We start from the raw sequence: 25,609 nt of genomic DNA, 5'->3' as shown, positions 1-25,609 counted from the left end.
CCTGGTCGTTACTTCTTGGGCCATCTGTCTTCTGATGGATCCTGCGACCAAGATTTCGGAGCTTCCGAAAACAATGGCCACGGATCCGGGTCTCGGGTCCGTGGCCTTTTCGGCTTTTTCGAGGCTTACCTAGGTAATGCCTCGATTCACGGACGCGACGGTCGCGGCGGCGCGCTGGCGCTTGGGCGGCATAATCGCCTGGGCGCCCAACGTGGCGTGCGCGGCGGCGGGGTGCGCCGCGGCAGCGGCGGATCCAGTGACATGGAGGGGCCACGACATGCCTGCAACGCCTACGCCGGAGAATTCATTGAAATTCACCATGATCTTGGTCCCCTCCTTTCTGTCTGCTGGGACGCCCCACGGGGCGTATCTGAGGTTAGACGCTAGCACGCAAAACTGACAAGCAATTTTCTGACCTGCGGTTTTGGCATGATCTTTGCGATAGGTGGCAGTTTCACGAGCGCTTCCGGACGAGCTCGAGAACGTCGGGTCCGTACTGCTCGAGCTTGCGCGCACCGATGCCCGGAATGGCGACGAGCGCGGCATCGTCGCCCGGCAGCGTCTCGGCGATGGCGATCAGGGTGTTGTCGGTGAACACGACGTAGGCGGGCACGCTCATCTCCTTGGACATGCGCAGGCGCCAGTCCTTGAGCTCGGCGAGCAGTTCTTCGTCGATGTCCGACGGGCACGTCTCGCACCGCCGCAGCATCACCGCGGTCGGGGTGTTCAGTGCGCCGTTGCACACGCGGCACTTCGGGGTGGGGCCACGTTGCCGACGGGCCCGGCTCGGTGCGGTATCCGAGCCCAATTGTGGCGCAATGCCATTGAGGAAGCGCGACGGCCGCCGGCCCTGCCGCCCGCCCGGTGCCCGAGCCAGTGCCCAGCTGAGCGCCAAATGGACACGGGCCCTGGTGACCCCGACGTAGAGCAGGCGGCGCTCCTCTTCGACCGCCTCACTGTCCGGGCCGTGCGCGAGCGCGTGCGAGATGGGCAGTGTGCCGTCGGCCAGACCGACCAGGAACACCGCATCCCACTCCAGCCCCTTCGCGGCGTGCAGGGACGCCAGCGTCACGCCCTGCACCACCGGTGGGTGGCGCGCGTCGGCGCGCTGCCGCAATTCGCTGACCACGGCGCGCAAGTCGAGTGTCGGCCGGGCGGCAACCTCCTCGTCGACCAGTTCGGCCAGCGCGGTAAGCGCCTCCCAACGGTCGCGGGCCTTGGTTCCCGCCGGCGGCTCGGCGGTCAAGCCCAGCGGTTCGAGCAGTTCGCGGACCAGCGGCGCCAACTCCGCCCCGTCCCCCGCGCCGCGCTCGGCCGCGCGTTGCAGGGCCAGCAGTGCCTGCCGGATCTCCTGCCTGCTGAAGAAGCCCTCGCCACCGCGCACCTGGAATGCCACGCCCGCTTCGGTGAGCGCTTCCTCGTACACCTCGGACTGTGCGTTGATGCGGTAGAGCACCGCGATCTCGGCGGCGGCGGTACCGGAGGCGATGAGCCGCTTGATCGCCTTGGCGACGGCGGTGGCCTCGGCGACCTCGTCGGGATGCTCGTTGAACGTCGGCACCGGCCCGGCGTCGCGTTGGCCGACGAGGTGCAGCTTGCTGCCTGCCATCCGGCCGCGGGCGGCCGCGATGACCCGGTTGGCCAGCGACACCACCTGCGGCGTGGACCGGTAGTCGCGTTCCAACCGGACCAGCGCCGCCTCGGGGAAGCGCCGCGTGAAGTCCAGCAGGTAGCGCGGCGTGGCTCCGGTGAACGAATAGATGGTCTGGTTGGCGTCGCCGACGACGGTGAGATCGTCCCGGTCGCCGAGCCAGGCGTCGAGCACCCGCTGCTGCAGGGGCGTGACGTCCTGGTACTCGTCGACGACGAAACACCGGTAGCGGTCGCGGAACTCCTGCGCGACGGCGGCGTCGTTCTCGATCGCGGCGGCGGTATGCAGCAGCAGATCGTCGAAGTCGAGCAGCGTGGTTCCGTCGCGGCGAGCCTTCAGCGCCTCATAGCCGGCGTACACCGCCGCGATCTTGGCCGCGTCGAACGGGATGTCGCGACCGACCTCGGCGACCGTGGCCGGGTACGCCTCCGGACTGATCAGCGACGCCTTCGCCCATTCGATCTCGCCTGCGAGGTCACGGACGTCGTCGGTGCTGGCCTGCATGGCGGCACGGTTGGCGGCCTGCGCGACCACGGCGAACTTGCTGTCGAGCAGTTCCCAGCCCGTGCCGCCGACCAGGCGCGGCCAGAAGTACTGCAACTGCCTGCGCGCGGCCGCGTGAAAGGTCACCGCCTGCACCGAGCCGGTGCCCGCCCCGGACCCGGTGTCGATTTCGGTGTCCAGAGAACGCAACCGGGCCCGCATCTCCCCCGCCGCGCGTGAGGTGAACGTCACCGCCAGCACCTGGCTGGGTGCGACGTGACCCGCAGCCACCAGGTAGGCGATGCGGCGGGTGATGGTGCGGGTCTTGCCCGTACCCGCACCGGCCAGCACGCACACCGGACCGCGGGGCGCCTGAACCGCCTCGCGCTGCTCGTCGTCGAGGTCGTTCAGGAGGGTGGCGGAGGGAGCCTCGAGCGGCATGGCGTCCATCTTGGCAGGGCGTTGTGACAATTGCCGCCGCGGCAGGCGGTCAGGTCGGGGCATGTATGCGGGGTCGGATATGTTGAACCCCTTATGAGTGCTGCACTGACCATGTATACGACCTCCTGGTGTGGCTTCTGCGCCCGGCTCAAGATGGCGCTGAAGGCCGAGGGAATCTCCTGGAACGAGGTCGACATCGAAGCCGAACCGGCGGCGGCCGAGTTCGTGATGTCAGTCAACGGCGGGAATCAGACCGTGCCGACGGTGAAGTTCGCCGACGGTTCGACGCTGACCAATCCGAGCGCGAAGCAGGTCAAGGCCAAGCTCGGCGGTTAGCCGGGGCTTTTCTCAAGCCTTGAGGCGGTTGGTGCCGAAGATGACGGCCGACCACACCGACAGCGCGATCGCCATTCCCCACAACGCGGCGAGCGCCGCGAGCGCACTGACGTCACCGCTGCCCAACAGGCCGATGCGTTCGACCTGCACCATCCAGAAGACCGGGTTGATCCGGCTGACCAGGTCCCAGGCCGGCGGCAACTGCCGAACGGAATAGAAGATGCCGCCGAGAAATCCCAGTGGCAGCAGGATGATCGACTCCATGGCGTAGACGTGGTCGAGGGATCTGGCGAGGCTGCCCGCGATGACGCCAGTCTGTGCGGCCACCACCAACACGCCGAGCGTGCCCAGGACGAACACGACGGGCCGCGCGATGCCGCCGTGGGTCAGCGGCAGGCCGATCGCCAGCACCCCGGCACCGACGATCACGCCGCGGGCGATCCCGCCGGTCACCAGGGCGGCGTTGATCTCCCACCACCGCAGCGGGCTGGCGAAGACGTCATTGATGTAGCGGTCGCGGCGCGCCTCGAACAGGCTCGTCGTTCCGTTGAAGAACCCAACGTTCAGGATCGCCTGCGCGAACAGGCCACCCAGGATGAACTGGCCGTAGGGCACGCCGTCGGGGCTGTCGACGTGACGGCCCAACACCGAACCGAAGACGATGACGAACAGGATCGTGGACAGTACCGGGCCTGCAATCGAGTACAGCCAAATGTTGAGGAATCGCAACACCTCTCGCTCGGCGAGCCAGAGGAACGGTGCGCGTTCGGCGCGAAACGGTTCATCGTCGGCGCGAAGCGCGACGGCGTCGACCTGGCTCACGCGGTGGGCTCCGCTGCGATGACCCGTGAGTAGACCTCGGAGATGTCGCGTGCCCCGTACTGCTTTCGGAGGGAGGCCGCCGATCCCCGTGCCACGATCCGGCCGGCCCGCAACAGTGCGATCTCGTCGCACAGCGTCTCGGCCTCCTCGAGGTAGTGCGTGGTGAGGAGGATCGTGGTGCCCGCGGCGTTGAGGCCCTTGACGAAACGCCATATCTCGGTGCGTAATTCGACGTCCACCCCGGCCGTCGGCTCGTCGAGGATCAGCAGCCGCGGTCGGTGCATCAGCGCGCGGGCGATGACGAGGCGGCGCTGCATGCCGCCGGACAGTTCGTAGCCCCTGCGGTCGGCCTTGTCGTCGAGCCGGAACAGTGCCAGCAGTTCGTCGGCACGGCGCACGGCCGTCTTCCGCCCGATGCCGTGATACCCGGCGTGGTAGATCAGGAGTTGCCGGATCGACAGAAAGCGGTCGACGTTGATGTCCTGCTCGGCGAGCCCGATGAGGCGGCGTGCCTCCCTGGTCCGGTGGTCGTGGCCGAAGACGGTCAGCTGCCCCGCGCTCGGCTTGACGATGTTGCACACCGAGCCGATCAGGGTCGTCTTGCCCGCTCCGTTGGGACCGAGCAGACCGAAGAATGCGCCGTCGTCGATCTGCAGATCGAGGTCCGACACTGCCGTGAAGCCACCGGCGTAATTCTTTCGTAATCCCTTGATGTTCAGGGCAGGTGGGCCGCCGGCGCGGCCGTCTCGGGTCGACACGCCGGAATCAGGAAACGTCACACCCCGAAGTGTGCATGGTCGGAGCCGAATTGGTTGGCCGGGGCCGCGAGGCCGTAATGCTCACGCAACGTGGCACCGCGATAGTCCTCGCGGAACAGGCCCTTGCCGCGAAGGATCGGCAGCACCTGTTCGATGAAGGTTTCCAGCGTGGACGGCAGGGCCGGCGCCATGATGTTGAAGCCGTCCGCGGCGCCACCCTCGAACCAGGCGATGATGGTGTCGGCGACCTGTTCGGGTGTTCCGATGAACGTGAAGTGCCCGCGTCCACCGCCCAGCCGGGACAGGATCTGCCGGACCGTCAACTTCTCGCGCACGGCCAACTCGATGATCAGGTCCGACCTGCTTTGGGAGCCTTCGAGTTTCGGGCGGGCCAGGATGAAGTCGGGCAGCGGCGCGTCGAGCGCGAACACCGACGGGTCGGTGTCGAAGTTCCATGCCAGCTGGCGAAGGCCGTATTCGGGGATGCGCAGCTCGTCGAAGCGCTGCGCCAGTGCTCGCGCCTCCGCCTCCGTCGAGCCGATGAACGGCACGATGCCCGGCAACACCAGCACGCCGTCCGGGTCCCGGCCCACGGCCTTCGTGCGTGACTTGATGTCGCCGTAGAAGTCGGCGGCCCGCTCAAAGGTCTGGTGCGCGGTGAAGATCGCCTCCGCGTGGCGGGCGGCGAAGTCCTTGCCGTCCTCGGAGGAGCCGGCCTGCACCAGCAGGGGGTGTCCCTGCGGCGGTCGTTCGACGTTGAGCGGGCCCGCGACCTTGAAGTGCTTGCCTGCGTAGTCGACGGCGCGGATCCGTTCGGGGTCGGCGTACCGGCCCGACGCCTTGTCGGCGACGACCGCGTCGTGCCCCCAGCTGTCCCACAGCGCCTTGGCGACGTCGAGGAACTCGCCTGCGCGCGCGTAGCGGGTGGCGTGGTCGGGGCGGGTCTCGAGGCCGAAGTTGGCAGCTTCGTCAGCACCGGCCGAGGTGACGATGTTCCACCCGGCCCGCCCCCCACTGACGTGGTCGACGGACGCCAGCCGCCGCGCCAGGTTGTAGGGCTCGTTGTAGGTCGACGACACCGTCGCGATCAGCCCGATGCGACTGGTGTGCTGGGACAGCGCCGTCAGCAGCGTCAGCGGTTCGAGCTGGCCCGGCGGCCGGAACTCGCCGGTGCCGGTGAGCGCCGGACCGTCGGCCAGGAACAGCGAATCGAACTTGGCGGCCTCCGCGAGCTGAGCCAGCTCGATCCAGTGCTGCAGATCGAAGTCGGCACGCGGATTGCTCTCGGGCAGCCGCCACGCCGCCTCGTGGTGACCGGCCTCCATGAGGAAGGCGTTGAGGTGCAGTTCCCGCTGCGTCGTGCCCATCAGGCGGCCTTGCTGCTGTCGAAGCCGTCGGGCAGCAGATTGTCGGCAATGGTGTTGACGTCGACCTGCTTGGTGATCTCCCCCGCCTCGAAGAACGCGTCACTGAGCGCCTGCTCGGCCTTCAGGTCTTCTGGCAGGAACTGGGTGATCTTGAACGGATAGGAGTCCACGGTGGTCCTGGCGTCCTCGATCGACACGCCCGTCTCCTTGGCGATGGCCTTCGCATACTGATCGGGATTCTGCTGCGCCCAATTGAATTCGCGTCCGACGCGGGCAAGCACGTCGGCGAGGGCAGCACGCCGGACCGGATCGTTGAGCGACTTGTCGCTCGCGACGTAGTAGTTGTTGACCTGGTCGATCGGCGGGACACCCTTGGCGATGATCCGCGCACCATTGCTGATCGCGAGCGCCGACTGCGGGTTCCAGATGGACCACGCGTCCACCTTGCCGGTGTTGAACGCCGTGCCGCCTGCCGCCGGGCTGAGGTAGACCAGCTCGACGTCCTTGGTCGTCAGTCCCGCGCTCTTGAGCGCCAGCAGCGCCAGGCCGTGCGCCGAGCTGCCCTGCGGAACGGCAAGCCGCTTGCCCTTCAGGTCGGCCAGCGTTTTGATCGGCGAGTCCTTCGGCACGATGATGTTCTCCGGTGCCTTGTTGGGATCGGCGCCCCGCTGGACGGCAACGATCTTGAACCCGAACTGCTTCGCCGCTCCTGTGATCGGCGGTACGTCGCCGACGGAGCCGAGGTCGATGTCGCCGGACACGGCGGCCTGCACCAGTGGTGGGCCGTAGTCGAAGCGGGCGAACTTCACCTTGTAGGGCGCATCGTCGAACACGCCGGTGATCTTCGCCAGTTCCTCGTTGCCGTCGCCGCCGTTGTCGCCGATGGTGAAGGTGTACTGGCTCCATTCCGGATGGCTGCCGCTGCCTCCCGAGCCGCTCAGCGGCCCCTTCGACGCTTCTGGCGCATTGGACGATGAGCAGGCGGCCAGTACGGTCGCCGCCGCGAGCAGCACGGCGGCGCCGACGAGGCGAATGGGTCTGCGGGACATGGGTTCTCCTGTGTTTCGAGGGGGTGAAGCGAGAGGGTTCAGTGCTGGCTGGCGAGGCCGAGGTCCGCGAGCAGCGAGGCCCGGAGTTCCTCCCTGGCCACGCTCGCCTCACGGGCGGCCGCCGACAGCTGCACCCGGTGGGCGTTGCCGATGCGTCCGTTGCTCATGACGACGATGCGGTCGGCCAGCGCGATCGCCTCGTCGACGTCGTGGGTGACCAGCAGCATGGATGCGTGATGCTTGCGGCGCAGTTCGCGAACCAGATCGTGCATCCGCAGCCGGGTGATCGCATCCAGCGAGGCGAACGGCTCGTCCAGCAGAATGAGTTCCGGCTCGGAGACCAGCGCGCGAGCCAACGCGACGCGTTGCGCCTCACCGCCGGAAAGTTCTCTGGGCCAGGCCTTCTCGCGGCCTGCCAGGTTGACCTCGCTGAGCGCCTTGCGCGCCCGCTGATCGGCATCGGAGCCGCGCAGGCCGAGCGTGACGTTGCGCAGCACGCGTTGCCACGGAAGCAACCGGTCGGCCTGGAACACGATCGCCCGCTTCGCGGGAACCTCGATCCGTCCGCCGTCCGGCTTGTCCAGCCCGGCTAGGAGGCGTAGCAGCGTGCTCTTCCCGCAACCCGAAGGACCGAGGAGGACGACGAGTTCCTCGTCACCGATCGTCAGATCGAGATGATCGAGGACGTTGCGGTCACCGAACGTGCGAACCACGCGTTCGACGAGCACACCGGTCTGCTGACGGGGTGCCTCGGCGATGGCGCTGCTCACGTCGCCTCATAGCTTGGGCGCCAGCGCAGCAGGATCCGCTCGAGCGTGCGGACCAGCTGGTCGGCGACGAGGCCGAGGATCGAGTAGATCACCAAGCCGACGAAGACCTTGTTGGTCTGCAGGTACGTCTGGGCCTGGGTGATGAGGAAACCGAGCCCCTCGTCGGCGTTGACCGTCTCGGCCGCCACCAGGCCGAGGATGCTGTAGGCGAGCGAGAAGCGCAGGCCGACAAGGAAACCGGGAAGCGCGCCGGGCAACAACACGCGGCTGACCACGCGCCAGGAACCAGCGCCCGTGGTGCGGGCCATCTCGATCAGACGCTGGTCGACACCGCGGATCGACGCGAAGAGGTTGAGGTACATCGGCACGCCTGCGCCGAACGCGATCAGCAGGATCTTCGTGAGCTCGTCGATGCCGAACCACACGACCATCAGCGGCAGCACCGCGAGCAGTGGGATGGTGTTCAGGATCTGCGCGAGTCCGTTGAACAGGTACTCACCGCTGCGCAGGAAGCCGCCGAGCACTCCGGTCACGATGCCGACACTCAGGCCGAGCGCGAGGCCAATCCCTGCCCGCTGCAAGGAGATCGCGAGATCGGGGCCGAGGACCCCGTCGCGCCACAGGGTCACGGTCGTGGCGATGATGTCGGTCGGCGCCGGTGCGTAGGTCGGCTGCAACACGCCCGCTTGGGCGAGGATCTCCCAGACGACGAGGATGACGACCGGAGTCGTGTAGATCCCGAGCGGCCAGCGCAGCCGCTGACGCAAGGCGCCAAAGACGTTCTGGTGCCTGATGCTTCCCGGCACGAAGACTTCCCGCGTTGCCGATGGCGTCGGCGCAGCGGGCGGCAGCCTCAGGGCGACCGCCGGATTCGTGGCCACACTCACGTCGGTCATGGCGCGTGTCCTTCGGCCGACGCATCCCCGGATTGGCCACATCTGGTGGCCGCCATCGATCGCGTCGTGTTGATGTCCTGATCACCATGCCGCAACCGTGGCCGCTTGCCGACCCATCAAATCGGCGGGATTCTATTGCGTCCAGCGGTTAGGCAGGGATACTCGCGATGTCGGAAGCCAGCGGCGCGATGGCACCGATGATCTGCTCGACGATGTCGGCGGGCACACCTGCAGCGGCCAGACTTTCGGTGAGGTGCCCTGCCACCAGGTTGAAGTGGTGCATGGTGATTCCGCGACCCCGGTGCACCTGGCTCATCGACGCGCCGGTGTACGGCTCGGGCCCGCCGAGCGCGGCAGCGAAGAACTCGACCTGCTTCCCCTTGAGTCGGGCCATGTTCGTCCCACTGAAGAAGCCGGCCAGTTCCTCGTCGTCGAGGACGCGCGAATAGAAGTCCTCGACGACCGTCTCGAGTGCCTCGCCACCGCCGATCTGCTGATAGATGCTGGGCATCGTCAACCCCTTTCGTGTGTGATGCCATCAGCAGACGACACGCCGATTGCTGTGTCGTTGTGCCGTGGTAGCCCCGGCGCTACGGGGACCTCACCGCCGTCATGTCCCGTCGGTGAGGTCGGCTCGGTGCTGCCCGACGGTGTCACCCCCGGCTGGCAAGATCGTCGTCCGTGACAGATCGACCGCCGCCGCCCATGAACGCCGACGAACGCGCCACGCTGGAGGGGTGGCTCGAGTTCTACCGCAGCACCCTGCTGCTGAAGTGTGACGGCCTCGACGATCCGGCATTGCGAACGGCGGCCGCACGACCGTCGCCCTTGACCCTGCAGGGCCTCGTCCAGCACCTGGCGGAGGTGGAACGCAACTGGTTCCGCCGCGTCCTGGCCGGCGAGTCAGCGCCCCCCATCTACGAACGGGGCGCCGATGATTCCCCGCACGACGGCGGCTTCGCCGTCTCCGAACACACGCCGTTCCGTGCCGCGGTGTCCACCTGGCAGGACGAAGTCGCCCATGCCCGCGCCAACTGCGCGGCGAGCGGGTTGGACGACACCAGCCCGTTCATGGGCACCGAGGTGAGCCTGCGGTGGATCTACGTCCACATGATCGCCGAGTACGCGCGCCACAGCGGCCATGCCGATTTGATCCGCGAGAACATCGACGGCGCGACGGGTGTCTGATCGAAGGCGAGGAGGCTAACTCACTCCTTCCACTTTCAACATATAGCGCACAGGGGGGCTTGCGGCAAGACCCCGGGTGTACCTCAAACTGGCTGGCCGAAGCCGGAATCTGAGGAAGTTGGGGGGACGAAATGCGGATGCGCGCACTGCAGCTCGGCGCGGAGGTGGCGGCGTGAACCACTTGACCACCAGCGCGTTCGACCTGCCCGACCGCCTCGCCGCCAAGGCCGACCCAGCCCTGATCGCGAACGACGAGCGGCACTTCGCGGCCATCGCGACGAGCCTCGAACAGACCATCGCGGACCTGTCCCACCGCCTCGATGCGACGCGGAAGGCGCCCGGCCGCTTGGGCCAGGAGGCCATGGAGCGCGACTTCGAGGTCCACCGCCTGAACACTCGGCTGCGCTCCCTGCGCCGCTTCGGTTTGGACCTGTGCCTCGGCCGCGTCGTCCGCGCGGACGATCCCGAGCCGCTGTACATCGGGCGGCTCGGCCTCCTCGACGGCGCAGGAAACCAGCTGTTGATCGACTGGCGATCGCCCGCGGCCGAGCCCTTCTTCGGTGCCACCCACGCCAACCCGATGGGCCTGGTCAGCCGGCGTCGGTATCGCTGGAGTTCCAGATCGGCGGACGGGCCACGGATCACCGACTACTGGGACGAGGTCTTCACATCGGACGGGTTGCACAACCACGCCGCACTCGACGACCAATCCGCCTTCATCGCCAGCCTCGGCGCCAATCGGTCACCGCGGATGCGGGACGTGCTCGGCACCATCCAGGCCGACCAGGACGCCATCATCCGGGCGGGATCCAGCGGTGCTCTCGTCGTCGACGGCGGTCCCGGTACCGGCAAGACCGTCGTCGCCCTGCACCGCGCCGCCTACCTGCTTTACGCCGACCCCCGACTCCGACACGGCCTGCTGTTCGTCGGCCCGCACCAGCCCTACCTGAACTACGTCGCCGACGTCCTTCCCAGCCTCGGGGAGGAGGGCGTCCAACTCTGCACCCTGCGCGACCTCGTCGCCGAGGGCGCCGCCGCACGGATCGAAGCGGACCCGGACGTCGCCCGCCTGAAGTCGTCCACGCATCTGGTCAAGGCCATCGACGCCGCCGTCAGGTTCTACGAACAGCCGCCCACCACCGCGATGACGGTCGCGACCGAGTGGTCCGCCATCCGCCTCACTCCCGAGGACTGGGCCGAGGCATTCGAAGCGCCCGAACCCGGCACTCCGCATAACGAAGCGCGGGAACAGATTTGGGACCGGCTGCTCGAGATCCTGATGGACAAGCACGACGACGACGTGCCCGCCGCCCAGCTGCGGCAGTCGCTGCTGCGCAACGACGAACTGCGCACGACCGTCGACAACGCGTGGACGTTGGTCGAGGCCGCCGACCTCGTCGGAGACCTCTGGTCGGTGCCCGCCTACCTGCGCAAGTGCGCGCCCTGGCTGAGCCCCGACGACGTCCGCAAGCTGCAGCGCGCGCAACCCCAACGGTGGACGGTGTCCGATCTGCCGCTCCTGGACGCCGCACGGCAACGTCTCGGCGACCCGCAGGCGGCGCAGCGTCGGCGCCGGCGGCAGGCCGCCACAGCGGCGCAGCAGGCGCGGATGGCCGACGTCGTCGAGGACCTCATCGAGTCCGACGACTCGGAGATAATGGTGATGTCGATGCTGCGGCGTCCGGATTTCCAGCAGAGCCTGGTCGACGAGAACGCACTGCCGAGCATCGAACCCGACGATCTCGCCGGTCCGTTCGCGCACGTCGTCGTCGACGAGGCTCAGGAACTGACCGACGCCGAGTGGCAGATGTTGTTGCTGCGCTGCCCGACTGGCAGCTTCACCATCGTCGGCGACCGCGCCCAGGCCCGGCACGGGTTCACCGAGACGTGGCAGGAGCGGCTCGAGCGGATCGGGCTCACCCATGTCGACATCGCCTCGCTGAGCATCAACTACCGGACCCCGGAGGAGGTGATGACCGAAGCCGAGCCCGTCATCCGGGCCGAGATCCCGGACGCCAACGTGCCGACGTCCATCCGCAGCAGCGGCATTCCCGTCGTCCACGGATCGACGGCGGATCTGGGCTCGGTCATCGACAGCTGGCTGACCGCCAATGCCGAGGGCATCGCCTGCGTCATCGGCCGTGACGCGCAGAGCTTCCCGGCGACGTCGCGCGTCCAGTCCCTGACCCCGGAGCTGGCGAAGGGGCTCGAGTTCGACCTGGTGGTCCTCGTCGACCCGGAGACGTTCGGCGCCGGCATCGAAGGGGCCGTCGACCGCTACGTCGCGATGACCAGGGCGACGCGCCAGCTCGTCATCCTGACGAGCACCTGACGGCTCAGTCCAGCGCTGCCCAGGACTCGATGATCTCCCTGGCGATGGAAATCGAGCCGGGTAGCAGCAATCGCGACGACGAATCGCTGCTCCAGTCACCGTGTTCGAGGGCCTCCCGAACCTGCGCCCGGGTGAACCAATCCGCTTCGGCGATCTCGCCGTCGTTGAACGCGAACTCCTGCTCCGGGTCGCCGATGGCGTGGAAGCCCACCATCAGCGAGCGCGGGAACGGCCACGGCTGGCTGCCCAGGTAGCGCACGTCGGATACGTTGAGACCGACCTCCTCGGCGATCTCGCGGACGACGCACGCTTCGAACGATTCGCCGGCCTCCACGAATCCGGCGAGCAGCGAGAAGAGCCGCTCGGGCCACAACGTCTGGCGGGCCAGCACGCAGCGGTCGTGCCCGTCGTGCACCAGGCAGATGATGGCCGGGTCGATCCGGGGAAACTCCTCGTGACCGTTGACCGGGTTGACCCGCGACCAGCCGGCCTTGGCCGACCGGGTCGGCGAGCCGTCCACCGCGCTGAACCGCGCGCTGTCATGCCAATTCAGCAGCGCGGTCGCGGTCGACACCAGCTGGGCACTGACGTCGTCGAAGATCGCACCGGCCCTGCGCAAGTCGAGAACCTCCGACTCGGCGTCTGGGTCGTCGGGCGCCTCCAACGCGCCCCGTATCCCCCACACGTGCCTGCCATCCTCGAGCCGGCCGAGGAACACCGCGTTGTCGGCGGGGGCGTCGGACAGTTTCGCCGCGCTGCCGAGCACCACCTTGCCGCCGGAGATCAGGACCTGGTTGCGCCGGTCGACGCGCAGCACCAGCGCATCCGACCAGCCTGCGATGGCGGCATCGACGTCGGTGCGCAGGACGTCCGCGCGGTCGGCGCCCACCCGGGACAGCAGTGGGACGTTGCGCAGCTGGAAGTGGGCCATGCCGCCGGTTATCTCGCCCGTCACCGCTCGGCGTCCGCGCTGCGGATGTACAGCAGCCGATCGCCCAACTCCATGGCGTCCACCTCGGGCTCGTCGACCCGCAGCAGCCTGCCGTCGCGGACCACACCCAGCACGATGTCGCCGAGGTGGCGGGGTGACCCACCGACCTCCGTCGTCTCGACGGGGCGTTCGGAGATCGCGAAGCCGGCGTCGGGGGTCAGCAGATCCTCCATGACCTCGACGACGGACGGGGTCGTGGTGGCGATGCCGAGCAGCCGTCCCGCGGTTTCCGAGGTGACGACGGTGGTGTCGGCGCCCGACTGCCGCAGCAGATGCTGGTTCTCCGCTTCCCGTACCGCCGCGATGATCTTGGCGTTGGGCGCCAGCTGGCGGGCGGTCAGCGTGACGAGCACGGCGGTGTCGTCGCGGTTGGTCGCGACGATGATGGACTTCGCGTGCTGCGCGCTGGCCAGCCGAAGTACCTCCGAGTCGGTCGCGCTGCCGCGCACGGTCACCAGACCGGCGCTCTTGGCCCGCTCCAGCGCGGCGGGGTTCTCGTCGACGACGACGATCTGGCCCGCCGCGACGTCGTCGCCGATCATCGCGGCGACCGCGGTCCTGCCCTTGGTGCCGTAGCCGACGACGACGGTGTGATTGCGCACGTTCTTCCTCCAACGCTGAATGTCGAACGCCTGCCGCGACTGGGTGGTCAGCGTCTCGACCGTGGTACCGATCAACACGATCAGGAACGCGATGCGCAGTGGCGTGACCACCAGGACGTTGATCAGCCTCGCCGACGGGGTGAACGGGGTGATGTCGCCGTAACCGGTGGTCGACAACGACACGGTCGCGTAGTAGAGGCAGTCCAGCAGCGACAGTTCGTTGTCCTGCACGTCACGGTAACCGTCGCGGTCCAGGTAGACGATGAGGACGGCCGCGAACAGCGCCAGCAGCGCGTACAGGACGCGCATCATGATGCGACGCGTGGGACTGACGAACGGCTTCGGAATGTTGAGCACGCCGACCAGGTCGGCGTCCGGCCTGGACGTCAGGTTCTGATCGATCGCCTCCAGCTGACGACGCAACCTACCCTTGGCCACGAGGGCCCATCATCCGCCGGAGGCGCAGCACAGCACAATGTAACCATGACCTCCCCCACCTCAGCAGTCGACGGCGTGCCCAGCCAGGTTCCCGCCCAGCGGATGGGCGCAATGCTGATCGGCATGGGTGTGCTGCACTTCGTCGCACCGAAACCGTTCGACAGCATCGTTCCCGCCGCATTGCCCGGCAGCGCCCGGTTCTACACGTTGGCGTCGGGTGTCGCGGAGGCCGCGACCGGCGCGGCGCTGCTGGTCCCGCGCACCCGCAGGCTCGGCGCGCTCGCGGCCGTCGCACTGTTCATCGGCGTCTTCCCGGCGAACGTCAACATGGTCCGGCTGTGGTGGTCCAAGGGCTGGCCGGCCCGCATCGGCACGATCGCGCGGTTGCCGTTGCAGGTGCCGATGATCATGCAGGCGCTCAAGGCGTACCGCAACGCGCCGCGCTAGGCGACCTCCAGCAGGGCCGCCAACTCGTCGGCCCCCGCTAGCTGATCGGGGGCCACGGTCACGCCGCTGCGCACGTAGTGGAAGACCGCCCGCACCGACGACACCGGCACGTCACGTATCGCGGCCCACGCCAGCCGGTAGACGGCCAGCTGAATCGCGTTCTGTTGCAAGGCCTCCGGTGTGGCAGGCGCTTCGCCGGTCTTCCAGTCCACCACCGTGACGCCGCCGTCGTCGTCGGCGAACACCGCGTCGATCCGCCCCCGCACCACGGTGCCGCCGAGCACCATGTCGAACGGCGTCTCCACCTCGATCGGCGACCGCGTGGCCCACGGCGACACCGCGAACGCGGCCTGCAGCTCCGCGAGGTCCTCCCCCTCGGCACGCCCCAGGTCGCCGTCCACGGCCCCGGGGAGGTCGTCCAGGTCGAACAGCCGCTCGGCGTGATAGAACCGCTGCACCCAGTCGTGAAACGCCGTGCCCAGCGCCGCATGCGGGTCGGGTCGGACCGGCAATCTGCGCTGCAGCCGCGCAGGCGCCCCCTCGGGGTCGCGGCCGATGTCCACCAACGCGCTCACCGACAATTGACCGGGCAGCGCGACCGGCGGACGTTCCAGCGCCCGCTCGCGCTCGGCCAGCAAGGCGTCGACGTCCGCGGCCCAGCCGTCCACGTCGACCGGGTCGCGGCCGGTCCCGGACTCCACGTCGGCGGCACCCGCCAGCACCGACGCCACCAATGCGGCACCCCGATCCACGTCCGGCCGGGCCGCGCCAGCCGGGTCGGTGGGCCAAGACCGCTCGGTCACCTCTTCCTGCAAGGGGTTTCGTTCGCCGTCGGCCGGGTCGGGCGCCCAAGTGTCGATGACTCCACACGGATCGCCCTCGGCCGCAGACCGCTCGATCACGTCGCGGATCTCGACGAGGAATTCCGAGGGCCCCCGTGGCTTGAGTTCGGTGGCACCCCAGTGGTGCCCCGACAACACCAGCGTGTCCTCGGCCCGCGTGAGGGCCACGTACAGCAGCCGACGCTCCTCGTCGACGCGACGCTGATCGAGCCGACGCTTGTGCTCGGTGATCTTGTCCGACAACGCCTTCCGGTCATTGACGTCGCTGGTGTCGAGGACCGGAACGCCGTGCTCGGACTCCGTCGCCCGGTCACCGCGCAGCAGCGGCGGCAGATCGGCCGGGTCGGACAACCAGGTGCGCGGCGATGCCGTGGAGGGGAACACCCGGCCGCTCAGATGCGGCACGGCCACGACCTGCCATTCCAAGCCCTTCGCGGCGTGCACGGTCAGGATCTGCACGCGGTCGTTGGAGACGGTGAGCTCCGCGGGAGCCAACCCGTTCTCCACGTCCATGGCCGCATCGAGGTAGCCCAACAGGGCAGGCACGGACGCTCCCGGGCGTGCGGCGAAGTCGGCCACCACGTCGGTGAACGCCTCGAGGTGTTCGGTTCCGCTCCACCCCGCCGATACCGACTGTGCCGCACGGACTTCGGCGTCGACGCCCAGCATGCGCCGCACCTCGGCGACGACATCGGGCAGCGGATGATGCAGCTGCCCGCGCAGCGCGGTCAGCTCGCGGCCCAATGCCACGATGCGCCGGTGCCCCTCTGGCGAGTATCGCTCCCGCGGCCCCGGATGCCCGATGGCATCCGCCAGACACGCGGTGTCCGAGTCGGGCGCGGCGGCGGCCACGATCTGCGCGACGGATCCACGGTCGGCCGCCCGGCCGGGATCGTCGAGTTCGACGGCCCGGCGCCACAGCGCGGCGACATCCGCGGCCCCCAGCCGCCAGCGCGGCCCGGTGAGCACCCGCATCGCGGCGGCGCCGGCCGTCGGGTCGGCCGCCAACCGCAACATGGCCACCACGTCGGCGACCTCCGAAATGGCCAGCAGCCCGGCCAATCCGACGACCTCGACGGGCACGCCACGCGCCGTCAACGCGTCGGCAATGGGTACCGCGTCGGCGTTGCGCCGCACCAGCACCGCGGCCGTCGGTACCGCAGTGCCCGCCTCGCGTGCGCCGTGATAGATCCGGGCCAAACCGTCTGCCAGCCAGTCCCGTTCGCTGACCACGTCGTTCAGCAAGGCACACCGGATGGTGCCGGGTTGCGCGCCGGGCCGCGGCAACAGCTCCCGCACGGCCACCGAGCGGCGCCGCGCCGCCGACGACACCGCGTTGGCCAGCCGCAGCGCGCGGGGCGGGTTGCGCCAACTGGTCCTCAGCTCCAGCGTCGGCGCCGGAGTGCCGTCCGAAAGGCAGAAGTCCGTGGTGAACCGCGGCAGGTTCGTCGCCGATGCGCCCCGCCAGCCGTAGATCGACTGGATCGGATCGCCGACGGCGGTCAACGCCAGATCGTCGTCCACCCCGCCGCCGAACAGCGCGGACAGGGCGACGCGCTGCGCGTGGCCCGTGTCCTGGTACTCGTCGAGCAGCACCACCCGGTAGCGGCCCCGCAGTTCGGCTCCCACCTCGGGGAAGGACGCCGCCAGCTGGGCGGCGGACGACATCTGCATGCCGAAGTCCATGACGTTCTCGGCCCGCATCCTGGCGTGCAGCGCGTCGACCAGCGGGACGAGTTCGGCGCGGTCGGTTTGCGTGGCCAGCATCTTCAGCAGCGACTGGTTGGGGCCGGTATCGCGCTGGCGCGGCCCCGCAGGCAGCGTGTGCACCAACCGCTCGAGTTCGAGGTGGGTGTCGCGCAGTTGATCGGTGTCGACCAGATGTTCGGCGAGCTGACCCGACAGGCGCAGCACCATCGCCGTGACCGCGGCCGGTGACTTCTCGGTGTCCAGCGGGCCGGGATGGTCGCACACCACGCGATAGGCCAACTGCCACAACTCGGTTTCACCGATCAGTCGGGTGGCAGGCTCCACCGGCAACAGCAGACCGCGCTCGCGCAGCAACGTCCCCGCGAAGGCGTGATACGTGGCCACCGTCGGGTGTTCGTCGACGGTCTCGCCCGGCCCGCCGGGAATCAGGCCCGCGCCGGCGAGGCGGGCCAACCGGGTGCGAACGCGGCGCAGCAGTTGGCCCGCCGCCTTGCGGGTAAAGGTCAAGCCGAGCACCTCACCGGGCCCGGCATAGCCGTTGGCGACCAGCCACACCACCCGCGCGGCCATGGTCTCGGTCTTGCCTGCCCCCGCCCCCGCGATCACCACCAACGGTCCCGGCGGCGCGGCGATGACGGCGGCCTGCTCCTCCGTCGGGGCGAAGATGCCGAGCGCCTCGGCCAGTTCGGCGGGGCTGTAGCCGGCGGTCACGACCGACCACCGATCGCCGCCTGCGCCGGACAGATCGCCCGCACCGGGCAGTGCGCACACCCGGTGTTGATGCGCGCCAGGAACTCTGGGCCCTGCGTGGCCGCCGCGGCCTGCCGCACCGACTCGCGCAGGAGTTCGCGTCCCTCGGCGGTCATCGGGTCCTGTTCGCGTTCGCACGGCCCTGCCGAGCCGATCTTGCCCAGGTAGACCAGCCGCGCCCCACCCGCCTGATCGCCATCCGGCACGAGCCCTTCGGCGATCGCCAACTGGTAGGCGGCCAACTGAGCGTGGCGTTGCGCGTCGTCCTTGCTGACCGGCGTCTTGCCGGTCTTGACGTCGACGACCACCAGCCGCCCCTCCGCGTCGCGCTCCAACCGGTCGACCCGGCCACGCACCCGCACCCCGGGTTGTGACCCTTCGGCGGGCACCACGACGCCGTCGACGTCGACCTCGGCGCCGGCCTCGGTGAACTCGTGCCGCGTCTGGGATCGCCAGCGGACGAACGCGGACAACATGGTGCGGTGGCGTTCCAACTCGTTGGCCGAGTGCCACTGCGAATCGAATGGCAGCTCCTCCCAATGCCGTTCGAGTTCGGCGATCATCTGCGCCTCGCTCTTGTCGGAGTCAGCGACCAGCGCGTGGATCAACGACCCGAGCGCCGAGCGCACGTCGCGGCCATCCGCACCGCCGTGGCGTTCCAACATCCAGCGCAGCGGGCAATCGGTCAGCGTCTGCAACCGCGACGGAGACAGCGTCACGACGTGACCCTCGCCCGACCACAACGGCTCGTCGGTCGACAGCGGCGTCGTACCGTACCACTGCGCGGGGTCCGCGCCCTCGATCCCGGCCGCCGCCAGACGCGCCAATTGCGTTGCCGCGCAGACCCGTGACGCCTCGTCGACCGCTTCGGCCGGCGCGCACACCACCGCGCGCAACCTGCCGACCAGCGCGGCAGGCGCCAGCACTCGCGGCGCGTGCACGGGCGCCGTGTCGGCCTGCACCGCGTCGGTGGCCAGCGCGGCGAGTTCGGCGCAGAACGGGGACGGCAATTCCGACCCGTCCCCCTCGTCGCCGTCGACGGCCGTCACGACCACGTGCGAACGCGCCCGGCCCAAGGCCGAGATCAGCAACCTGCGCTCCTCGGCGAGCAGCGGCGCCCGCGTCGACATGGCGCCGGACATCGGATCGGCGACACCGTCGAGCAGGTCGATCAGATGTTGCGTGGCGAGCACCCCGCCGCGGGGAATGGTGTTGGGCCACAACCCTTCCTGGAGTCCGGCGATCACCACGACCTCCCATTCGCGCCCGAGCGCGGCGTGGGCGCTGAGCACGGCGACGGATTCACCGACGCGCCGCTCGTCCCGGCCGCCTGCGGGCAACGCCATGGCCCGCACGTGGTCCACCAGACCGGTCACCGACGCGCCGGCCGTGCGTGACACGAACTGCTCGGCGACGTCGAACAGGGCCGTCACGGCGTCGAGATCACGGCCCGCCTGGATGCCGCCCTGACCGCCGCGTTCGGTCGACGCCAACCAGCGCCGCTGCAGGCCGCTGTGATGCCAGGCATTCCACAGTGTCACCCGGGGATCCCGCCCCGCCGCTTCACTTCGTCCGGCCGCGGTGAGAACCGCGGCGACGCGGCGCAGCGGCCGGGCCAGCTGATCGGGCAGATCGACGGGACGGCCGTCGAGCGCCTCGACGAGCAGATCAGCGAATTCGCGCGGTGGCTGGCTGCCATCGGCCCTGCGCAACGCACGACGCAACTGCCGCAACGACACCGGGTCCACACGGCCGATCGGTCCCGTCACGAGCGCCATCGCCCGCTCGCCGTCCAAGCCGTGCACGGCGACCTCGAGAACCGTCAACAACGCGGCCACGGCGGGATGTTCGGCGAGGGCCGCGCCGGACGGCTGATCCACCGGCACGCCCGCCGCACTCAGCGCCCGGGCCAGTGCCGCTCCCGTTCGCGGCACCGACCGCACGATCACCGCCATCTCCGACCACGGCACGCCGTCGACCAGATGCGCGCGGCGCAACGCGTCCGCGACGAGCGCCGACTCGGCGTGCGGTGACGCCGCGATCCGCACGCTCACCGAACCGTCGCGCTCGTCGTCCCCGGTGATGTCACGGGCGGCATCGGCACCGGGCAGCCGCCGCGCGATGCCACTGACCGCGCGGGCCACGGCAGGTGCGCACCGGTGCGACCGCGTCAGCACGACGGCGGGCACCTCGTCGTCACGCAGCAACTCGGGATCGGCGCCACGGTAACCGAAGACCGACTGGTTGGGATCGCCTGCGATGACACTGAGTTCCGCGCCTGCCGCGAGCACCCGCACCAGCCGCGCGGCCTGCGGGTCGAGGTGCTGCGCGTCGTCCACCAGCAGCAGCCGGACGCGAGCGCGTTCGGCGGCCAGGAGCTCCGGGTCGGTGGCGAACGCCTCGAGCGCGGCACCGACGAGTTCTGCCGCACCAAGGGCGGGCACGGTGGCCTGCGGCGCCGCCATGCCCACCGCGGAGCGCAGCAGCATCACCTGTTCGTAGACCTGAGCGAACCGGCCCGCGGCCACCCACTCCGGCCTGCCGGTCCGGCGGCCGATGCGTTGCAGCTCAAGCGGATCGACGCCGCGCTCCGTGCAGCGGGCCAACAGGTCACGCAGTTCGGTGGCGAACCCGACGGTAAGCAAGGCGGGCCGCAGTGCGGCAGGCCACCGAACGGACGCATCGTCGCCGTCGGCGAAGTCACCGGCCAGCAGTTCGCGGACGATGCCATCCTGTTCGGCGCTGGTGATCAACCGCGGAGGCGGATCGCCGTTGCGCCGGGCCGCCTGACCGAGCACCGCGAACGCGTACGAATGCACGGTGCGGACGAGTGGCTCGCGCACCGCCACCGGACCGGCGGTGCCCTCCCCCAACAGCGCCGACGTGATGGCGGCCCTGGCCTGCATGCCGAGACGTGCCGAACCGGTCAGCAGCAGAACGGATTCGGGATCGCAGCCCGCACTGATGCGGGCTGCGGCGACGCGAGTCAGTAGATGCGACTTGCCCGTACCCGGCCCACCGAGCAGGCGCACGCTGCCGTGCAGACCGGACTCGGTCAGCGCTGCGGGCGACAGGTCGGCGTGCGAAGTGGGCATGACGGAATGACACCACGGGGGTCCGACAGATTTTGGTCCCGAGCCGCCTGGCAGCATCGACGCCGTGACCGATGCGCTGAACACCTACCGTTACGGCCCTGCGGGGACTCCGCGGATCCTGGCCATCCACGGCCTGACCGGCCACGGCCAACGCTGGGAGACGCTGGCCAACCGGTACCTGCCCGAGTTGTCGATCGTCGCCCCGGATCTGATTGGCCACGGGCGGTCGTCGTGGAACGCACCGTGGACGATCGAGGCCAACGTGGATGCACTGGCCGCGTTGCTCGACGCGGAAGGTGGCAGCCCGGTCGTGGTGGTGGGGCACTCGTTCGGCGGCGCGGTGTCGCTGAGTCTCGCTGCGGCACGACCGGATCTGATCGACGGGGTGGTGCTGCTCGATCCCGCCGTCGGCCTCGACGGTGCGTGGATGCACGAGGTTGCCGACGCCATGTTCGCCTCACCCGACTACACGGACCGCGACGAGGCACGTCAAGAGAAGGTGTCCGGTTCGTGGGGTGAGGTCGAGCCCGCCGAGTTGGAACGCGACCTCGACGAGCACCTGATGGCGCTGCCGAACGGCCGAATGGGCTGGCGGATCAACATTCCGGCGATGATGTCGTACTGGAGTGAGCTGAGCCGGCCGTTCACGTTGCCGCGCGACGGAACGCCGACGACGTTGGTCCGCGCCACGCGCACCGACCCGCCGTACGTCACCGACGAACTCGTCGCGGCACTCGACGCGCAGCTCGGGTCCGACTTCACACTCGTCGAGTTCGACTGCGATCACATGGTGCCCCATGCCAAACCGGCGGAGACCGCGGAGTTGATCCGCCGACACGCGGTCTGACATGGCCGCCGTCACCGACGAACAGGTCGAGAGCGTCCGCGCACTGGTGGCGGCCATTCCCGCGGGACGTGTCGCGACATACGGCGACATCGCCGAAGCCGCAGGGCTTTCCAGCCCGAGGATCGTCGGGTGGATCATGCGCACCGACTCGTCGGACCTGCCGTGGCATCGGGTCATCGGCGCGTCTGGCCGGCCCGCCGCCCACCTGGCCACCCGGCAGCTGGAGCTACTCCGGGCCGAAGGCGTGCTGGCAGTCGATGGCCGGGTGCGGCTCGCCGAAGTTCGGCACCAGTTTTAGAGCACCAAGCGGACCAGCGCGGCGGTGCGCGCCAGGCCGGGGAACGCCGCAGCCGTCGACCGTGGGTGCAGCGCATGGACCGCCAACCGGAACATCAACGCCCGCAACAACATCTGCGGCCACTCCGGCAGCGACGTCCACCGCTCGACCAAGCCGTCGTCGGCGTCACCCCAGGACAGCGCGTCGACCACCACCACCCCGGCCGCCCAGGACGCCGGCCGCCAGTACGGCGTGATGTCGGTGATGCCGGGCGCGGTGGTACCCGCGAACAGCACGGTGCCGTACAGGTCGCCGTGCACCAACTGGCTCGGGCTGCGGGTCGGCTTGCGCAGTGAGGCGAGCTGGTTGATCAACTCGATCGACCGCTGCCCATCCGCCGAACCCGGCGCCACCCGTGCTCCCGGCGGAAGCGTGTGCAGCGGCCGGTCCTCCCACGCCGCGCGGTCGGCCGCGATGAAGACGTCCACGTCCGACCACGGCACCGACGGCGGCTGGGTCAGGAAGCGCGGTCGCTCCAGACGCGCGGTGGCCTCGTGCAGCCGCACCGCGGCCGAGACGACCTCGTCGTGGCGCGGCTCGGGCGTTCCGGTGACGAATGTGTCGGCGCGCCAACCGGCCACCACGTAGCGGCCGTCGGTGGAGCGCACCGGGCGGGCCAGCCGAACCCCGTCGACGAAGAGCGTCTCCCGCACCTTGGCCGACCATGCGGCGCGGGCGTGGTCGGCCACCATGGACAGCACGACCTCGCCGCAGCGCCAGCCCCCTTCCCAGCTCGAGCCGAGAAGGGTCGGCCGAAGTCCGGTGAGGCCGAACGCCACCAGCACATGTTCAGGCGGCGGGTCGACGGTCACAGAGCTCAGACTAAGCGGTGCTCCGGCTAACCAGCCGTCAGTACATGACCATGTCGGGTTCGAGTTGCTTGCCCCAGGCGACGATTCCGCCCTGCACGTGCTTGGCGTCGGAGAAACCGGCCTTCTTCACGATGGCCAGCACCTCGGCCGACCGCACGCCGGTCTTGCAGTAGAACACCGGGGTGCGGTCGACCTGCAGTTTGGCCAGCGCCTCACCCGTTTCGAACGCGCCCTTGGGGATCAGTTCCGCACCCGTGATGTGGTTGATGTCCCACTCGACGGGCTCGCGGACGTCGATCAGCGCAAGCGGCTTGCCGGCGTCGAGCATCTCGCGCAACTCGCGCGGGGTGATCGTGGAGTCGGCGGCAGCCTCCGCGGCGGCGTCGGACACCACACCGCAGAACGCCTCGTAGTCGATCAGTTCGGTGATCTTCGGCGTCGAGGGATCCTTGCGAATCTTGATGGTGCGGTACGTCATGTCGAGCGCGTCGTAGACCATCAGGCGGCCGAGGAGCGGATCGCCGATGCCGGTCAGCAGCTTGATGGCCTCGGTGCCCATCACCGACGCAATCGACGCGCACAGGATGCCCAGCACGCCGCCCTCGGCGCACGACGGCACCATGCCCGGCGGTGGCGGTTCCGGATAGAGGTCGCGGTAGTTGAGGCCCAGACCGTCGGGGGCGTCCTCCCAGAACACCGACACCTGGCCCTCGAACCGGTAGATGGAGCCCCACACGTACGGCTTGCCCGCCAGCACCGCGGCATCGTTGACCAGGTAGCGGGTGGCGAAGTTGTCGGTGCCGTCGAGGATCAGGTCGTACTGCGAGAACAGGTCGACGGCGTTCTCGGGTTCGAGGCGCACCTCGTGCAGCCGCACGTCGACGAGCGGGTTGATCTCCTTGATGGAGTCCCGCGCGCTTTGCGCCTTGGACCGTCCGATGTCGGACTGGCCGTGAATGATCTGGCGCTGCAGGTTGGACTCGTCCACGACGTCGAACTCGACGATGCCGATGGTGCCCACACCGGCGGCGGCCAGGTACAGCAAGGTGGGTGAACCCAGCCCGCCTGCCCCGATCACCAGAACGCGGGCGTTCTTGAGTCGTTTCTGACCGTCCACCCCGAGGTCGGGGATGATCAGGTGGCGGCTGTAGCGGGCCACTTCTTCGCGCGTCAGGTGGGCCGCTGGTTCTACCAGCGGCGGCAAGGTCGACACCGGGATCTCCTCATTTCGAAGTCTGCCCCTTGACGAATACGCCAAGCATCGTTGTTCAACGGTAATCCCCGCATGAACCTTCCCGCCAAGCCCGTGTGTTCGTCAGGCGATGGGGTACGGCCAGGGATTGAAGCGGCAGGTCTTGCCGTCGGGCTTGACGGAGCCCGGATCGAACTTCGCGTCATCGTCATTGCTCGTGGAGAACGTCTGTTGCATCATCACCGGCGCGAGCGCACCGTTCTCGCCACACGGCTCGTGCCGCTGATACCCGACGGCGTGGCCGACCTCGTGGTTGATCAGGTACTGCCGATACGAGCCGACGTCCCCCTGAAACGGTACGGCGCCGCGCACCCAGCGCGCTTCGTTGACGAAGACGCGGGGCTGGTCGACGTAGGCGGGGTTGTAGCACGACGACTCGAGCGGGATGTCGTAGCCGCACCCCTCGCGGACCGTCAGCGGCGAGGTCAGCGACACCCTGAAGTCCGGCTCCCCGGTGTCGATCCGGGTGAACGCCAACTGCGGATTGTGGGTCCAGCTCTTGGGATTGGACAGCGTCTCGCTGACCATCCGCGCGAATGCCTCGTCGCCACCGAACGCCGTGGTGTCGACCCCGTCCTCGACTTCGACCGTGTACGTGAACGACTTCACCGTGCCCTCACCGATCTTCGGCGTCGACCCGGGCACGACGTGCCACGTCTTGGCGCCCGCCTCGGTGTACGGGCCGCCGTCGGGCAGGATGCCGGTCGGCAGGCTCGCGTCGAACTGCGTCATGCCCTTGGGCGGCGCCCCGATGATGGCGGTGCTGGCGGGGTTGATGGTCGGTGGCCCCTGAATCGGGCCTTCCGCCTCGGCCGGCTGCGTCGTGCCGGTGCCAGTGAGGGTTTGGTAGACGACCACTGCGGTGAGCGCGACGAGCACGGGCAGCGCATACGCGCGCCAACCGTAGGTCGACACGAAGCGGCCCAGCCAGGTCTGCTTTCGCCACTGCTGGTGTTCGTCGCGGTTGGACCGCGTCCGACCCGAATCGCTCGCGACCGGATCCCGCTGCGCGCGCAGCGGCTCCCGCCACTCATTGCGCAGCACCGGTACGCGCCCGCCGCCTCGCTCGCCCCCGCTATATCCCCCGTCGCTTCGCTCGCCCCCGAAACGTTCTCCGTCGCCTCGCTCGCCCGCGCCTTGATATGCCCCGTCGCTTCGCTCGCCCCCGGCTCGATATGCCCCGTCGCTTCGCTCGCCCGCGCCTCGATATGCCCCGTCGCTTCGCTCGCCCCAGTGACGACGCCCCGGGTCGTAAGTCACCGAACCAGGATGGCACAGAGCGGTGCGCCCCTGCGGTTCCGGCGCGCCACCCGGGCGGCGCTGCGCGCCAGATCACGCGCTCACTCAAGTAGGGGTAGTAGTGTCGATTCGATGATCAGCCGGGTCAGATCGG

At 69.1% G+C, this 25,609-nt stretch carries 21 protein-coding genes; 6 read left to right on the top strand and 15 right to left on the bottom strand.

Annotated features, from left to right (window positions below):
* Positions 1–454: 454 nt before the first annotated feature.
* A complete protein-coding gene (locus N536_RS0121100) occupies positions 455–2,575 on the bottom strand; it encodes an ATP-dependent DNA helicase UvrD2 (protein ID WP_231514595.1) in 2,121 nt (706 codons plus the stop codon).
* A gap of 93 nt (positions 2,576–2,668) precedes the next feature.
* Here N536_RS0121100 and mrx1 point away from each other — a divergent pair, with 93 nt between their 5' ends.
* Complete coding sequence (gene mrx1 / locus N536_RS0121095) at positions 2,669–2,911, top strand: mycoredoxin Mrx1 (protein ID WP_029115425.1); 243 nt, start codon at positions 2,669–2,671, stop codon at positions 2,909–2,911.
* A gap of 12 nt (positions 2,912–2,923) precedes the next feature.
* On the opposite strand, the gene N536_RS39065 is transcribed toward mrx1, so the two are convergent.
* From N536_RS39065 to N536_RS0121060, 7 genes are all read right to left on the bottom strand, one after another.
* Complete coding sequence (locus N536_RS39065) at positions 2,924–3,733, bottom strand: ABC transporter permease (RefSeq protein ID WP_051574652.1); 810 nt, start codon at positions 3,731–3,733, stop codon at positions 2,924–2,926.
* Positions 3,730–4,512, bottom strand: coding sequence for an ABC transporter ATP-binding protein (locus N536_RS39060; RefSeq protein WP_051574651.1), 783 nt, complete (start codon positions 4,510–4,512; stop codon positions 3,730–3,732). Before N536_RS39060 ends, N536_RS39065 begins: the two co-directional genes overlap by 4 nt.
* Positions 4,509–5,858 (bottom strand): LLM class flavin-dependent oxidoreductase, encoded by a 1,350-nt coding sequence (locus tag N536_RS0121080; RefSeq protein ID WP_029115424.1) that lies wholly within the window; start codon positions 5,856–5,858, stop codon positions 4,509–4,511. Before N536_RS0121080 ends, N536_RS39060 begins: the two co-directional genes overlap by 4 nt.
* A complete protein-coding gene (locus N536_RS0121075; protein WP_029115423.1) occupies positions 5,858–6,907 on the bottom strand; it encodes an ABC transporter substrate-binding protein in 1,050 nt (349 codons plus the stop codon). The genes N536_RS0121080 and N536_RS0121075 overlap by 1 nt, the downstream gene beginning before the upstream one ends.
* A 38-nt stretch (positions 6,908–6,945) precedes the next feature.
* Positions 6,946–7,677 carry an ABC transporter ATP-binding protein gene (locus N536_RS0121070; protein ID WP_029115422.1) on the bottom strand — a complete coding sequence of 244 codons (732 nt, stop codon included), beginning with the start codon at positions 7,675–7,677 and terminating at the stop codon, positions 6,946–6,948.
* The gene (locus N536_RS0121065; RefSeq protein WP_029115421.1) at positions 7,674–8,573 is read right to left on the bottom strand and encodes an ABC transporter permease; all 900 of its coding nucleotides are present in this window, start codon (positions 8,571–8,573) and stop codon (positions 7,674–7,676) included. The genes N536_RS0121070 and N536_RS0121065 overlap by 4 nt, the downstream gene beginning before the upstream one ends.
* A 148-nt stretch (positions 8,574–8,721) precedes the next feature.
* The gene (locus N536_RS0121060; protein WP_029115420.1) at positions 8,722–9,084 is read right to left on the bottom strand and encodes a group 1 truncated hemoglobin; all 363 of its coding nucleotides are present in this window, start codon (positions 9,082–9,084) and stop codon (positions 8,722–8,724) included.
* Between the two features lie 194 nt (positions 9,085–9,278).
* Here N536_RS0121060 and N536_RS0121055 point away from each other — a divergent pair, with 194 nt between their 5' ends.
* Positions 9,279–9,761, top strand: a complete 483-nt coding sequence (locus N536_RS0121055; protein ID WP_029115419.1) for a DinB family protein — start codon at positions 9,279–9,281, stop codon at positions 9,759–9,761.
* 172 nt (positions 9,762–9,933) lie between these two features.
* Positions 9,934–12,093 carry an RNA polymerase recycling motor ATPase HelR gene (gene helR, locus N536_RS0121050; protein ID WP_029115418.1) on the top strand — a complete coding sequence of 720 codons (2,160 nt, stop codon included), beginning with the start codon at positions 9,934–9,936 and terminating at the stop codon, positions 12,091–12,093.
* 4 nt (positions 12,094–12,097) lie between these two features.
* Here the strand turns inward: helR and nudC are convergent, their stop codons facing one another.
* Both nudC and N536_RS0121040 read right to left on the bottom strand, forming a co-directional pair.
* Entirely contained in the window at positions 12,098–13,024 is a 927-nt protein-coding gene (nudC, locus tag N536_RS0121045) for an NAD(+) diphosphatase (RefSeq protein ID WP_029115417.1), read from the bottom strand.
* A 20-nt stretch (positions 13,025–13,044) separates the two neighbouring features.
* A complete protein-coding gene (locus N536_RS0121040; RefSeq protein WP_029115416.1) occupies positions 13,045–14,124 on the bottom strand; it encodes a TrkA family potassium uptake protein in 1,080 nt (359 codons plus the stop codon).
* Positions 14,125–14,169: 45 nt separating this feature from the next.
* Here N536_RS0121040 and N536_RS0121035 point away from each other — a divergent pair, with 45 nt between their 5' ends.
* Positions 14,170–14,571, top strand: coding sequence for a membrane protein (locus N536_RS0121035; protein WP_029115415.1), 402 nt, complete (start codon positions 14,170–14,172; stop codon positions 14,569–14,571).
* Here the strand turns inward: N536_RS0121035 and N536_RS0121030 are convergent.
* Both N536_RS0121030 and N536_RS0121025 read right to left on the bottom strand, forming a co-directional pair.
* A complete protein-coding gene (locus tag N536_RS0121030; protein ID WP_029115414.1) occupies positions 14,568–17,834 on the bottom strand; it encodes an ATP-dependent DNA helicase in 3,267 nt (1,088 codons plus the stop codon). The genes N536_RS0121035 and N536_RS0121030 overlap by 4 nt on opposite strands.
* The gene (locus N536_RS0121025; protein WP_029115413.1) at positions 17,831–20,968 is read right to left on the bottom strand and encodes an ATP-dependent DNA helicase; all 3,138 of its coding nucleotides are present in this window, start codon (positions 20,966–20,968) and stop codon (positions 17,831–17,833) included. The genes N536_RS0121030 and N536_RS0121025 overlap by 4 nt, the downstream gene beginning before the upstream one ends.
* 64 nt (positions 20,969–21,032) lie before the next feature.
* On the opposite strand from N536_RS0121025, the gene N536_RS0121020 reads away from it, so the two are divergent.
* Both N536_RS0121020 and N536_RS0121015 read left to right on the top strand, forming a co-directional pair.
* Positions 21,033–21,815: an alpha/beta fold hydrolase gene (locus N536_RS0121020; RefSeq protein ID WP_029115412.1), complete on the top strand. Its 783-nt coding sequence runs from the start codon at positions 21,033–21,035 to the stop codon at positions 21,813–21,815.
* Between the two features lies 1 nt (position 21,816).
* A complete protein-coding gene (locus N536_RS0121015) occupies positions 21,817–22,113 on the top strand; it encodes an MGMT family protein (protein WP_029115411.1) in 297 nt (98 codons plus the stop codon).
* Here the strand turns inward: N536_RS0121015 and N536_RS0121010 are convergent.
* The 3 genes from N536_RS0121010 to N536_RS0121000 form a co-directional block, all read right to left on the bottom strand.
* Positions 22,110–22,964, bottom strand: coding sequence for a TIGR02569 family protein (locus tag N536_RS0121010; RefSeq protein ID WP_029115410.1), 855 nt, complete (start codon positions 22,962–22,964; stop codon positions 22,110–22,112). The genes N536_RS0121015 and N536_RS0121010 overlap by 4 nt on opposite strands.
* A 37-nt stretch (positions 22,965–23,001) precedes the next feature.
* Positions 23,002–24,177: an adenylyltransferase/sulfurtransferase MoeZ gene (gene moeZ / locus N536_RS0121005; protein ID WP_029115409.1), complete on the bottom strand. Its 1,176-nt coding sequence runs from the start codon at positions 24,175–24,177 to the stop codon at positions 23,002–23,004.
* Between the two features lie 102 nt (positions 24,178–24,279).
* Positions 24,280–25,476, bottom strand: coding sequence for a DUF3152 domain-containing protein (locus N536_RS0121000; protein ID WP_369798452.1), 1,197 nt, complete (start codon positions 25,474–25,476; stop codon positions 24,280–24,282).
* Between the last annotated feature and the right edge of the window lie 133 nt (positions 25,477–25,609).

Origin of the sequence: Mycobacterium sp. URHB0044 (genome assembly GCF_000620625.1) — a bacterium.
GTDB lineage: Bacteria > Actinomycetota > Actinomycetes > Mycobacteriales > Mycobacteriaceae > Mycobacterium.
This window is presented reverse-complemented; position numbering and strand designations above follow the sequence as displayed.